The sequence below is a fragment of the Aestuarium sp. genome (assembly GCF_023253315.1).
Taxonomy (GTDB): Bacteria; Pseudomonadota; Alphaproteobacteria; order Rhodobacterales; family Rhodobacteraceae; genus Marivivens; species Marivivens donghaensis.
Genome location: NZ_JALRGW010000029.1, coordinates 17,234 through 29,152 on the forward strand (window position 1 = coordinate 17,234; position 11,919 = coordinate 29,152).

General features: G+C 59.5%; 11 protein-coding genes. 5 read left to right on the plus strand and 6 right to left on the minus strand.

Going from position 1 to position 11,919, the window contains the following annotated elements:
* Positions 1 to 8 precede the first annotated feature (8 nt).
* Together AC1QQ2_RS12385 and modA are read left to right on the plus strand one after the other, a co-directional pair.
* Complete coding sequence (locus AC1QQ2_RS12385; RefSeq protein WP_249945851.1) at positions 9 to 374, plus strand: HIT domain-containing protein; 366 nt, start codon at positions 9 to 11, stop codon at positions 372 to 374.
* Positions 375 to 378: 4 nt separating this feature from the next.
* On the plus strand, positions 379 to 1,119 hold the full coding sequence (modA, locus tag AC1QQ2_RS12390; RefSeq protein ID WP_479713367.1) for a molybdate ABC transporter substrate-binding protein: 741 nt from the start codon (positions 379 to 381) through the stop codon (positions 1,117 to 1,119).
* On the opposite strand, the gene AC1QQ2_RS12395 is transcribed toward modA, so the two are convergent.
* On the minus strand, positions 1,116 to 2,048 hold the full coding sequence (locus AC1QQ2_RS12395; protein WP_479713368.1) for an ABC transporter ATP-binding protein: 933 nt from the start codon (positions 2,046 to 2,048) through the stop codon (positions 1,116 to 1,118). The two genes, modA and AC1QQ2_RS12395, sit on opposite strands and share 4 nt — an antisense overlap.
* Before the next feature lie 93 nt (positions 2,049 to 2,141).
* On the opposite strand from AC1QQ2_RS12395, the gene AC1QQ2_RS12400 reads away from it, so the two are divergent.
* On the plus strand, positions 2,142 to 2,324 hold the full coding sequence (locus AC1QQ2_RS12400; protein WP_479713369.1) for a zinc-finger domain-containing protein: 183 nt from the start codon (positions 2,142 to 2,144) through the stop codon (positions 2,322 to 2,324).
* 3 nt (positions 2,325 to 2,327) lie between these two features.
* Here AC1QQ2_RS12400 and AC1QQ2_RS12405 read toward each other — a convergent pair whose 3' ends face one another.
* Positions 2,328 to 2,789 carry a hypothetical protein gene (locus AC1QQ2_RS12405; protein WP_479713370.1) on the minus strand — a complete coding sequence of 154 codons (462 nt, stop codon included), beginning with the start codon at positions 2,787 to 2,789 and terminating at the stop codon, positions 2,328 to 2,330.
* A gap of 40 nt (positions 2,790 to 2,829) precedes the next feature.
* Between AC1QQ2_RS12405 and polA the strand changes: the two genes are divergently transcribed.
* Positions 2,830 to 5,637 (plus strand): DNA polymerase I, encoded by a 2,808-nt coding sequence (polA, locus tag AC1QQ2_RS12410; RefSeq protein ID WP_479713371.1) that lies wholly within the window; start codon positions 2,830 to 2,832, stop codon positions 5,635 to 5,637.
* A gap of 258 nt (positions 5,638 to 5,895) precedes the next feature.
* Here the strand turns inward: polA and AC1QQ2_RS12415 are convergent, their stop codons facing one another.
* Both AC1QQ2_RS12415 and AC1QQ2_RS12420 read right to left on the minus strand, forming a co-directional pair.
* Positions 5,896 to 6,363 carry an Hsp20 family protein gene (locus AC1QQ2_RS12415; protein ID WP_479713372.1) on the minus strand — a complete coding sequence of 156 codons (468 nt, stop codon included), beginning with the start codon at positions 6,361 to 6,363 and terminating at the stop codon, positions 5,896 to 5,898.
* 124 nt (positions 6,364 to 6,487) lie between these two features.
* The gene (locus tag AC1QQ2_RS12420; RefSeq protein ID WP_479713373.1) at positions 6,488 to 7,279 is read right to left on the minus strand and encodes a trypsin-like serine peptidase; all 792 of its coding nucleotides are present in this window, start codon (positions 7,277 to 7,279) and stop codon (positions 6,488 to 6,490) included.
* A gap of 112 nt (positions 7,280 to 7,391) precedes the next feature.
* On the opposite strand from AC1QQ2_RS12420, the gene AC1QQ2_RS12425 reads away from it, so the two are divergent.
* A complete protein-coding gene (locus AC1QQ2_RS12425; protein ID WP_479713374.1) occupies positions 7,392 to 8,090 on the plus strand; it encodes a DUF599 domain-containing protein in 699 nt (232 codons plus the stop codon).
* Here AC1QQ2_RS12425 and AC1QQ2_RS12430 read toward each other — a convergent pair.
* Together AC1QQ2_RS12430 and AC1QQ2_RS12435 are read right to left on the minus strand one after the other, a co-directional pair.
* The gene (locus tag AC1QQ2_RS12430; RefSeq protein WP_479713375.1) at positions 8,087 to 10,153 is read right to left on the minus strand and encodes a hypothetical protein; all 2,067 of its coding nucleotides are present in this window, start codon (positions 10,151 to 10,153) and stop codon (positions 8,087 to 8,089) included. The two genes, AC1QQ2_RS12425 and AC1QQ2_RS12430, sit on opposite strands and share 4 nt — an antisense overlap.
* Positions 10,150 to 11,919: DUF4159 domain-containing protein (locus tag AC1QQ2_RS12435; RefSeq protein WP_479713376.1), on the minus strand; the 1,770-nt coding region annotated here is incomplete at its 5' end. The genes AC1QQ2_RS12435 and AC1QQ2_RS12430, both read right to left, overlap by 4 nt.

Here is an 11,919-nt window from a genome sequence, read left to right on the forward strand (position 1 = left end):
GGCCCCTCATGGACTTTAACTACGATCCGCAGAACATCTTTGCGAAAATCCTGCGCGGTGAAATCCCGAATAAGACTGTCTATGAAAACGATCACGCCCTCGCGTTCGAAGACATCGCACCGCAAGCGCCTGTCCATATCCTGATCATCCCCAAGGGTCCGTATATGTCGCTCGATCACTTCGCGATGGCAGCCTCTGCCGAGGAACAGGTCGGCTTTATGCAGGCGGTCGCTGAGGTTTGCAAAATTGCAGGCGTAGAGGATGGCTTCCGTGCCATCGCCAACACCCGTGAAGCAGGCGTTCAGGACGTTCCGCATTTCCACCTGCACATCTTGGGTGGCCGTGTTCTGGGCCGGATGTTGCCAAAGGTCTGATGCCATGTGGCGCACGCTGAGCCTCTGCACCGTATTGGCAGCCCAAACGGCGGCTGCGGATACGGTCGTGGTCTTTGCCGCCGCCAGCACCAAAACCGCGCTCGACCAAATCGCGGTAGAGTTCACGCAGACGACGGGCCACGATGTTGTCCTGTCCTACGCAGGATCATCCGCGCTGGCCCGTCAGATAACCCAAGGCGCGCCTGCGGATATCTTTATCTCGGCCAACACCGACTGGATGGACGTGGTCGAAGCTGAGGGTCTGCTCGAGGACGGCACCCGCCGCGATCTGCTGGGCAATACGCTCGTCCTGATCGGCAGCGCAGATCGCTCGGCATCGGTCGATTTGGCTAATCTTCCCCAAGCCCTCGGAAACGAACGGATCGCGATGGGCATGGTCGATTCGGTGCCTGCGGGGATTTACGGGAAGGCCGCGTTGGAAACCTTGGGCCTTTGGGCTGATATCCAGCCGCAGGTCGCCCAAATGGATAACGTGCGTTCCGCACTGGCGCTCGTCGCGCTGGGGGAGGCGCCGTTCGGGATCGTCTATGCGACGGATGCTTTGGCTGATGTTTCGGTCCATGTGGTCGCAGACTTCCCGACCGACAGTTATCCCGCCATCGTCTATCCAGTGGCCGATATAACAGGGCGCGACAACGAGGCCGAAAACGCGTTCCTTGACTATCTCTCTGGTCTCACCGCCCGCGCCCTGTTCGAGGCGCAGGGGTTCACTGTTCTGAATTAACGGCTCGAGGTCAGCGCGAGGAACACATCCTCTAGGTCTGCTTCTTCGGTTTTCACGTCCGCGATACGGATGCCCGCAGCGTGAACCGCTGATAGCACTGCCTCAGCCGAGGTTTCGCGGGGCTTATAGGTAAAGGCCAGCGATCCATCCTTGCGCACCGCAACGGTGATGCCCGCAGGCACATCAGGCTGTGCGATGGGCTCCGCTGGGGTGATCACCATCGTTTTGCTGTCCAACCGCCCCAAAAGGTTCGCCGTGGTGTCGCGTGTGATCAGCTCACCATGGTTAATAATCGCGATCTCGTCACACATTTCCTGCGCTTCTTCGAGGTAGTGCGTGGTCAGGATGATCGTCATGCCCAACTCTTCGTTCAGGCGACGCACGTTCGCCCAGAGCATGTTGCGCAGTTCGATATCTACACCGGCCGTCGGTTCATCAAGGACGAGGATCTGCGGGCTATGCACCAGCGCCTTGCCCAGCAAGAACCGCCGCCGCATCCCGCCAGACAGAGACCGCGCATAGGCTTCGGCCTTATCGGTCAGGCCAATCAGTTCGAGAATCTCATCCGTGCGACGCTGCGATTTCGGCACGCCGTAAAGGCCCGCCTGCACCTCTAGGCTACCGCGCGGGGTGAAAAACGGGTCGAGGTTCGGTTCCTGCGGCATGATGCCGATGGCCGCACGGGATTGGCGTGGGTTTTTGTCCTGATCGAATCCCCAGATGTTCACCCGACCAGCGGATTTGTTCACTAGACCCGCCAGAATATTGATGATCGTCGATTTCCCCGCGCCATTCGGCCCCAAGAGGCCAAAAATCGAACCACGGGGGATGTTTAGGTCAATGCCTTTTAACGCTTCTTTAGCCGCAGATCGGCCTGTCGCCGCGTAGGTTTTCCGCAGACCTTCGATTTCAATCGCATTTTCGGTCATCTTGCTTTCCCGCTTGCCCGTGCGTGGGGTTGATATAACTTACAACCCGATCTAAAGCGGACGAAGTCCCGCGACAACCAGATAGGCCAAGTGATGACCATTCCTGCACCCGAAACCAAGATCGTCGATCAATGGAAAGTCGCCTGTGATGGCGGTGAGGGGGCTCTGGGCCATCCGCGCGTTTGGCTGACCATTCCGCATGACACGAAATACGTGGAATGCCCCTATTGCGACTGCCGCTACGAAGTCAGCGCAAACCCTAAAGATCACCACTGATCCTTAGCTGATCGGGATCGCCGCACCGTTACACGGCAGCATGGCGATCCGTTCCCCTGTGTCACCACGCAGATAGGCCAGCACATTGTTGCCGGACCATATCTTAATGCCTTCGCCTGTGTTCATCAGGCCGTTGCCAATCGCGGTGCCCGTGTAGCTGTCCTGATAGGTATAGTAGACGCGCCCCGAACGTCCGTCTTCGCAGGTGACGTCCGCTTGCCCAAGGCCAAGCAAATTGCGCGACATCCATGTGCCATCACACAGTGTCCCGTCCGATAATTTCCCGACAAAGGTCCCTTCGCCGCGCCCAAACGCGCGTCCATTGAACCAAAGCCCTTCTGACCCCACACAAGCCACCACGCGGTTACAGTTCTCCGCGTCATCGGTCATCGAACAGGATGTGTTGGATTGGGCGTTTACTGTGCTGGCACAGAGAATGGCGACTGGAAGCAGGGCGCGGAACATGTCAAAACCTTTGGTAACTGAAAAGCGAAGGGAAAAATGAATGAGCGGGTTCGGAAAAGGCTGTCACCTCCATCTTATTGATGGATCGGCGTTTATCTTTCGCGCGTACCATGCGCTGCCCCCCTTAACCCGCAAATCGGACGGACTTCCTGTTGGTGCCGTCAGTGGATTTGTGAACATGCTCCAACGCTATGTCGAGGGGAATTCTGGCCCAGATGCGGCCACCCACGTCGCCGTAATCTTTGACTATTCTGGAAAAACCTTCCGCAATGATCTCTACGACAAATACAAGGCCAACCGTCCTCCCGCACCCGAAGACCTGATCCCGCAGTTTCCTCTGACCCGCGAAGCGACACGTGCGTTCAACATCGCCTGCCACGAAATCGAAGGTTACGAGGCCGACGATATCATCGCCACGCTGTCCTGTCAGGCGCGTGATCTGGGTGGCCGCGTCACCATCGTGTCCTCGGACAAGGACCTCATGCAGTTGGTCGGCGGCGGCGTCGAAATGCTCGACCCGATGAAGAACAAACGCATCGACAGCGATGGCGTGGTCGAGAAATTCGGCGTCGGCCCAGAGCGCGTCGTCGATGTGCAGGCGCTTGCGGGCGATAGCGTTGATAACGTACCGGGTGCACCGGGGATCGGTCTGAAAACCGCAGCCCTTTTGATCAACGAATTCGGCGATCTGGAAACCCTTTTGGACCGCGCGGGCGAGATCAAACAGCCCAAACGCCGCGAGACCCTGATCGACAACCGCGCGCAGATCGAACTGTCCAAACAACTGGTGCAGTTGGACTGCAACACGCCCTTGGATTTCAGCATCGATGATCTGGAAATCCGCGATCCCGAGGCTGATAAACTCTTGGCCTTCCTCTCCGCGATGGAGTTCCGCACCGTGTCAAAGCGGATCGCGGAAAAGATGGGCGTCGATAGCCCTGTGATCCCCGACACCACCCCCGAAGGCGCGGACCCTATCGCGGCAGATATGCCCGTGCAGCTGCCCTTTGATCATGAGAAATATGAATGTGTCCGTGATGCAGATGCGCTCAAGGCGTGGGTCGCCCGCGCCTATAATCGCGGCTACATCGCCTTTGATACCGAGACAACGGGCCTCGATGAGATGATTGTGGACCTCGTTGGTGTGTCGCTCTGCGTCACGGCGGGCGAGGCCTGTTATATTCCTCTCACTCATAAATCCTCTGTGGCGGATGACCTCTTCGGGGGGGCTGAACTCGCCGCGGGCCAGATGAATTTGGACGAGGCCATCGCGATCCTTAAACCGATGCTAGAGGACCCGTCGATCCTCAAAATCGGTCAGAACATCAAATACGACGCCAAAATCCTGAGCCGCTACGGTGTGCAGGTCGCGCCCATCGACGACACGATGTTGATGTCCTACGCGCTGAACGCGGGCCTGCATGGTCACGGTATGGATGCCCTGTCCGAACGCTACCTGTCCCACAACCCGATTGAGATCAAATCGCTCTTGGGCTCGGGCAAATCCATGATCACCTTTGATCGGGTGCCCGTCGATGACGCGGTGAAATACGCAGCCGAGGACGCCGATATCACCCTGCGCCTCTGGCAATTGTTCAAACCGCAACTGACCCAGAAAAAAGTCACAACGGTCTACGAAACGTTAGAGCGCCCACTGGTCCCCGTCCTCGCACGGATGGAACAAGCAGGCGTAAAGGTTGATCGCGATACACTGTCGCGCATGTCCAACGCCTTTGCCCAGAAAATGGCAGCGCTAGAGGACGAGATTAAGACCACAGCGGGGATGGAGTTTAACGTCGGCTCTCCCAAACAATTGGGCGAAGTGCTCTTTGATCACCTCGGCCTTCCGGGTGGGAAAAAGGGTAAAACGGGCGCCTATGCGACAGGTGCGGACATCCTCGAAGACCTCGCCACGGAACACGAATTGCCGCGCTTGGTGCTCGACTGGCGTCAGCTGTCGAAACTGAAATCGACCTACACGGACGCCCTGCAAAACCACATCAACGCGGATACGGGGCGCGTGCACACATCCTACCTGCAAACGGGTGCGAACACGGGGCGTCTGGCCTCGACCGATCCGAACCTGCAAAACATTCCCGTCCGCAGCGAAGAAGGCCGCCGCATCCGCGAAGCCTTTGTCGCCGAAGAGGGCAAGGTTATCGTCTCACTCGACTATAGCCAGATCGAACTGCGCATTCTGGCGCATGTGGCAGGGATCGAGACCCTGAAACAAGCCTTCCGCGACGGCCACGACATCCATGCTATGACAGCATCTGAGATGTTCGATGTGCCACTGGACCAGATGACCTCGGATATCCGCCGTCAGGCCAAGGCGATCAACTTTGGTGTGATCTACGGCATCTCGGGCTTTGGCCTCGCCCGCAACCTGCGCATCCCGCGGGCCGAGGCGCAGGGGTTCATCGACCGCTATTTCGAACGCTTCCCCGGCATCCGCTCCTATATGGATGACACCGTCGCCTTTGCCAAAGAGCACAGCTATGTTGAGACGCTCTTTGGTCGCAAAATCCACACGCCAGAGATCAACGCTAAAGGCCCGACCGCTGGCTTTGCCAAACGTGCCGCCATCAACGCTCCGATCCAAGGTACCGCCGCCGATGTGATCCGCCGCGCTATGGTGCGGATGGATGACGCGATTGCTGATCTGCCAGCAAAGATGCTCCTTCAGGTGCACGACGAACTCATCTTTGAAGTCGAAAAAGGGTCTGAAGAGGCTCTGATCGAACGGGCCCGCGAGGTGATGGAAAACGCGGCTGATCCTGCAGTTAAGCTCGACGTTAAACTCAGCGTCGATGCGGGCGTTGGCGCAAATTGGGCTGAAGCGCATTAAGGGGGCTCTGCCCCCGCGCGTTCCGCGCTCCCCCGGGATATTTCAGGCACAAAGGCACGAAAAAGCCCGACGAGAGGGTTTCTCTGGTCGGGCTTCGGCTTGCGCCTTCGTGCACGGTCATCGGCGTCCCCGCCTGTACCGCGGGCTCACTCTGACAGGGAAAGGTTAACAATGCCTTTGTGCCGCAAATATCCTCGGGGGTGAATTGGCCCCAAAGGGGACAAGAGGGGGCAGACTGCCCCCTCCCTTTACCTTGGTTTAATTTACAGCCTTCGTTTCGATGACATCGGCCTCATAGGCGGGCGATTTACTGATTTCGATGCGGCGCGGTTTGAGCGCTTCAGGCACTTCGCGCACGAGGTCAACGTGGAGCATACCGTTCTCATGGCTCGCACCCGTCACACGGACATGGTCGGCGAGGTGGAAGCGGCGGTCAAAGGCGCGGGTAGCGATGCCACGGTGCAGATAAACGCGTTCGCCGTCTTCTTCGGGTTTCCGGCCCGAAACGAGAAGGGCGTTTTCACGCAGCTCTACCGTCAAATCTTCGTCCGAAAATCCAGCAACAGCGAGCGAGATGCGCCATGCTTGTTCGCCAGTTTTCTCGATATTGTATGGGGGGTAGCTGGTTTGTGTTGCCTCGGTCGACATGACGCGATCCATCAGATCAGCGATTTGGTCGAAACCGACGGTGGCACGATACAGGGGGGCTAGGTCAAAACTACGCATGGTTTATCCTCCATTGAGCGATACCAAAATTGCGCCTTCCCATAGGGGACAGGCCGTGAAACAGGACCCGTTGTGGCGTCCTGTTCATTTGATTTGGGGATACGATTTTACGATTTCAAGCCCGTCAGGGGCGGATGAATTTTGCGCCCGTATCGCCGCGTTGTCCGGGCATGATCGCGCGGGGCAGGATCGATTGCGCGCCCATATCGTAATAGGCCATCAGTTCGGACAAGGGTTGATCGAGCGACGCGCCGAGCGACACTGGCGTGCCGTCCAGATTGGTCATCGCAGAGACAACCGATACGATTTCGGCAACGCCATTTCTAACCCTGAACACGGGCGACCCTGAGGCACCAAAGTTCACGTCGCAGGTCATGACGACAACGCCGTTCTGGCGGCCCAGAACATCGCAAATTTCTTGGAGCGAGGGGGCATCCTCACGCCCACGGGCATAGGACACGACGCCCACTTGATCGCCTGCGCGTGGCGTGGCGGCGATGGGGTAGGGGAAAATGCGGGTCGTGCGGATCGGTTGGTCGAGCTCTAAGAGCGCCAGATCGCGTGCCACTTCTTCGCCAGTTGTGCCGACGCCAAAGCGGTAGTTGGGGTGGGCTACGACGCGGCGGACGTTGCGGTAGGCTTCGGCCCGACCTTCGCGCAGTCCCGCGCCAAAGCTGAAACGACCTGCCTCAATCGGGCGGCCATTGCGGTCATAGACACAATGGGCGGCGGTGAGGATGAGGTCATCACGGATCAGGGCAGCTGTGCAGAACCCTTTGCCCGCGATGTCGAGGCGACCTACGGCTTCCCATCCACGGCCATCGTTCGAGGTCGAGAGGGTCACAAGCCGACCGTCCTGCGCAGCGACCGAAGTCGCGCCCAGCATCAGAGCGATGAATAAGACGATCAAACGCATTGTGGTTCCCTAGTTCGCGGCCCTTTTGCCAGAGCCATGCGGCAGCATTATGGCAGCTATCTCTATGTTATAGCCTCTGGCAAGAAATCACAGGCGCGCATAGTCTGCACTCATGACTTTGATTGATCACCTGACTTTGCTGACACTGGGCGACGGGCTTGCCGCTGCCTTTATTCTATTGGCTTGGGCCACTGTGGGATGGGTGATCGAACATCCGCCTGCGGGCCGTCCGTCGGTGTCTACCTTGATGGTGTCCTACCGCATGGATTGGATGCAAGCGTTCGAGGCCCGCGACAACCGTATCTTTGACGCGCAGATCATGGGCACGCTGCGGCAGGGCACGTCGTTCTTTGCCTCGACCTCGATCCTTGCGATCGGTGGTGTCTTGGCGCTGATTGGGAATACGGATCAATTGCGCGGCGTGGCGCAAGAGTTCGCCAATGCGGATGCGCCTGAATTCATCTGGCAGCTTAAACTCGTACTTGTCGGGTTCTTTTTGACCTTTGCGTTCCTAAAATTCGTCTGGGCCCACCGTTTGTTTGGCTATTGCGCCGTTGTCATGGGGGCCGTTGGTCGCGCAGGCGAAGAGCGCGGTGAACGGCTTTGGAGGCAAGCGGGAGAGTTAAACATCCGCGCGTCCGTGAATTTCACCCGTGGCCTGCGGGCGATGTATTTCGCGCTGGGGGCATTGGGGTGGCTGGTGGGGCCGATTGCCTTGGCCGTGACCACGGTCGGCATCACCTATTTGCTATGGAGCCGTGAATTTAGCTCTGCTCCGCGTGAAATTCTGCTGGATAAGAAGGGCGATTAACGCCGCCCTTCACGCAGCCACGCGGCAAGGATCAGAAGCGCCGCTAGCATCAGGAATAACCACGCTGGGACGAGCGGGAAGACTGCAACCTCAGCCGTGCGATAGGCCCCGCGTGGGGTGATCCCGATCCAACCGTTGCCCGCCGCCACGCGACCCGCCCGCACAGGGCGAACGTCGAATGTGCCATCCTCCATCCGCAGGGTGCCGCCGCCTGTGGCCTCGATTAACGGTGCGATAACGGTGTCGGTCGCGATGGTTTCTTCGAACTCTTTGGGGGCGGCAGGGCCAGCGGCGATGACCGTTTCTTGATCGCCCTCGCGTATGCGATAGAGCCCCATGTCGACCGCATCAAAGCTGGTTTCAAACCGACCTGGGGCCGTTTGGGTGAGGTCCATCTGTACCTCAGTTCCATCAGGCGCGATAACTGTCGCACTGCCGGCCGTATCGCCCAAGGTGCGCCGAATGATGCGGATCGATTGACCTGTGACCTCAGCCCAAAGCGCTTCTTCTTCGAGTTCGGGTTCCTTCATCATCCAGTGTGCCAGACGGCGCAGTAGCTCGAGCTGCGGACCACCGCCTTCAACACCGCGATCCCAGAGCCACGATTGATCCGACGTCAGCAAGGCAACACGCCCATCGCCCACACGGTTCAACACCAAAAGCGGACGATCATCGGGGCCTGTCATGACAACCTCGGCGTCGGGGGTAGGCACGACGTCCATCAGCCTAAACCAACGGCCCCAACCCGCCGATCCATCCTCGCGGCGGTCGGTGTAATCCTCTAGCCCTTCGGTCACAGGGTGCCGTTGGCCAAGGTCGGACACGGTGGGAACAAAGCCCTCTTCGATCACGCGGGCGGTTGGTGCGCCGGGGATCACATCGCCCAAGGCGCTGCGGTAGATGCTATCCGCCGTCCCGAACTCTGGCCCAGAGGACACCAAAAGCGCGCCGCCTTGTTCCACGTAGTTCGCGATGTTCTCGTAGTAGGCGTTGGGCAAAATCCCGCGCCGCCGATAGCGGTCAAAGATGATCAGGTCGAAATCGTTGATCTTTTCGAGGAACAACTCACGGGTCGGGAAGGCGATCAGCGATAGCTCGTCCACAGGCACGCCGTCTTGTTTTTCTGGCGGACGCAGGATGGTGAAATGGACCAGATCCACGGCGCTGTCGGACTTCAACAGATTGCGCCATGTCCGTTCGCCCGCATGGGGTTCGCCAGAGACCAGCAAAACGCGCAACCGATCCCGCACGCCGTTGATCTGCACCACGGCGGCGTTGTTGCGGTCGGTCAGTTCGGTCGGATCGGCGGTGGTCGCGAATTGTAGAACGTTCATTCCGCCATGCGGTAGGGTGATCGGCAGGTCGATATCTTGGCCCAATGGCACGTCAAACCGCATCGGTACGCCGCCATCAATCGCGATGGTCAGTGGCGCGAGGCCACCATTGGTCGGTGCGTTGCCCTGATCCTCGATCCGTAGGGTGAGCGAGACAGGCTCGCCGATGATGGCAAAGGCAGGCGCGTTGCGCACGATCAGGCGGCGGTCCCAATCGGTGGCCTTGCCTGATTGCAACAAATGCACAGGCGCAGGCACGCTGGGCATACGGTCCATGTCGTGGATACGTCCGTCAGACAGCACGACGACGCCCGCAATCCGCCCCGATGGTTCCTCGGCTAGCGCTTCTGTCAGGGCGGTCATGGCGCGCGTGCCCATATCACCTGTCCCGTCTGGCACGGTGATTTCACGCAGTTCGGTATTGGCAAAGCCCGCGACCTCGCGCCGCAAATTCGCCAGCGCATCGGCGGTTTGGCTGGGGCGATCGCTGACGGATTGGCTCGCGCTGTCGTCGATCACCGCGATCACGATATCAGAGAGAGCCTCGCGGTTTTCGCGTTGCAGGGCAGGGTTTGCCAAAGCGACCAGCAACGCCACCGCCGCGAAACCACGCAGCCACCAGCCCCGCAAACCGCGCCAGAGCGACAGACCGATCACCGCCGCGCTAAGCGCTGCAATCGCCCAGATGAACGGCCAGCCGATCAGCGGATCAAACACAACACCCGTCATTGCCCCAACCTATCGAGTAGCGCAGGCACGTGGACCTGATCCGATTTATAATTGCCCGTAAGCACATGCATCACGAGGTTCACCCCGAACCGATAGGCGATCTCGCGTTGGCGTTCGCCCGCCATACCGCGCCCAACAGGTAGCAGGCGGCGACCCGCCTCATCCATCGCCCAAGCCGACGCCCAGTCATTGCCGCCGATCACCACGGGCGTCACCCCATCGTTGAGGTTGCGGAACGGCATCCCGTCGATCTGTTCCGCGTCAGGCGGTGAGGCTTCGACCCAAACCTCGGGCGAATTGTAGCGACCAGGGAAATCTTGGAGCAGGTAGAAGGTCCGCGTCAGGACGTGGTCTTCGGGGATCGGTTCAATGGGCGGAATGTCGAGCCCTGCCGCAATAGCCTGCAGTTTGCGCGCCTCAGGGGTGGAGGTGCCATATTGCGCCACATCGCCGTCACGCGTGTCAAAGAGGATCATCCCGCCGCTGCGCAAGTAACGGTTCAGCTTCGCATAGGCTTCGCGGCTGGGCATCGGTTGGTTGGGGGTGATCGGCCAGTAGAGCAGCGGGAAGAACGACAGTTCATCCATCTCGATATTCACGCCAATCGGGTTTGCGGGTTCAATCGCCGTCCGCCGATAGAGCGTATCCGACAACCCATAGAGCCCCGCGTAAGAGATATCATCAATCGCCTGATCACCCGTGATGACATAGGCGAGCACCACGTCCGAGGTCGCCGAGATAGCAAAGCTGTCGTCCTGTGCCATGCCGTCCCGTGGCATCAGGCCCAGTGCGATCAAACCGACCATCACCGCCCGCGCGCCGCGCAGTCGGCCCGAGAGGGACAGTGACGCGATGATATCGGCCATCAAAACGAGCAAAGCGGCAAAGAGCAATGTCCCCTTGAGCGGGGTCGTCGTCGCGTCGCGTGCGCCCTCAACCGTGATACCAGCGGGCCATATTGCGGGGGCAATTGTGCTGTCCGTGGTCAATACATTCACGGCCAATGCGCGATCCTCGCCGCTATACAAACCGGGGTGAAGGTCAGCGCCCACGGTGCCTTCAGCAATGCGTTCGCCGCTCACACCAGAGAGCGTTCCCGCGTCCCGCAACGTGCCCGCAGCGTCCAGAACCCGCTCTGGCCTCCATGTGGTGCCTGCGAGATCGTCCAATGTCGGTTGCGATGGGCGCGTCGATACGGCGAGCCGTTCGAGCATCTGAACAAAGAGGCCAGAGAGCGGCAGGTTCGACCATTCCGCATTTGCGGTGACGTGGAATAGTACGATCTGTCCCGCCCCCAATTCCGTCCGCGTCACGAGCGGCGTGCCGTCAGTCAGTTGCGCAATCACACGCTCTGCAAGGGTCGGGTCGGGTTGGGCTACGACCTGCGATGTCACCTCCACATCATCAGGCACAGTGAGCCCCGCGAAGGGCGAAGTCGCTGCAAAGGTATCGAGCGTCTTGGGTGCACCCCAGCTCATCGTGCCGCCGACACTTCGGCCACCCGACCGCAGGCGCACAGGCATCAACGGGTCGTCCTCTAACCGCGATAGCTCCGCCGCTGCCATCCGTGGCCCTGCGAACCGCACCAACAGCCCGCCATTTTCGACCCAAGCGGTGATCGCCTCGGATTCGAGTGGGGACAACGTCGCCACATCGGCGAGGATGATCACGTCAGGATTGGCGGGGATCACATCGCTGAGCGGCAGTTCGAGGAGGTCCGCATTTTCCGCAAGCGCTTCGCGGAGGTAATGCAGGGGAGAGAGCAG

Bases quoted from the DNA above. Each gene is read 5' to 3' on its own strand.
- AC1QQ2_RS12385 (WP_249945851.1), top strand. From the start codon at position 9: ATGGACTTTAACTACGATCCGCAGAACATCTTTGCGAAAATCCTGCGC.
- modA (WP_479713367.1), top strand. From the start codon at position 379: ATGTGGCGCACGCTGAGCCTCTGCACCGTATTGGCAGCCCAAACGGCG.
- AC1QQ2_RS12395 (WP_479713368.1), bottom strand. From the start codon at position 2,048: ATGACCGAAAATGCGATTGAAATCGAAGGTCTGCGGAAAACCTACGCG.
- AC1QQ2_RS12400 (WP_479713369.1), top strand. From the start codon at position 2,142: ATGACCATTCCTGCACCCGAAACCAAGATCGTCGATCAATGGAAAGTC.
- AC1QQ2_RS12405 (WP_479713370.1), bottom strand. From the start codon at position 2,789: ATGTTCCGCGCCCTGCTTCCAGTCGCCATTCTCTGTGCCAGCACAGTA.
- polA (WP_479713371.1), top strand. From the start codon at position 2,830: ATGAGCGGGTTCGGAAAAGGCTGTCACCTCCATCTTATTGATGGATCG.
- AC1QQ2_RS12415 (WP_479713372.1), bottom strand. From the start codon at position 6,363: ATGCGTAGTTTTGACCTAGCCCCCCTGTATCGTGCCACCGTCGGTTTC.
- AC1QQ2_RS12420 (WP_479713373.1), bottom strand. From the start codon at position 7,279: ATGCGTTTGATCGTCTTATTCATCGCTCTGATGCTGGGCGCGACTTCG.
- AC1QQ2_RS12425 (WP_479713374.1), top strand. From the start codon at position 7,392: ATGACTTTGATTGATCACCTGACTTTGCTGACACTGGGCGACGGGCTT.
- AC1QQ2_RS12430 (WP_479713375.1), bottom strand. From the start codon at position 10,153: ATGACGGGTGTTGTGTTTGATCCGCTGATCGGCTGGCCGTTCATCTGG.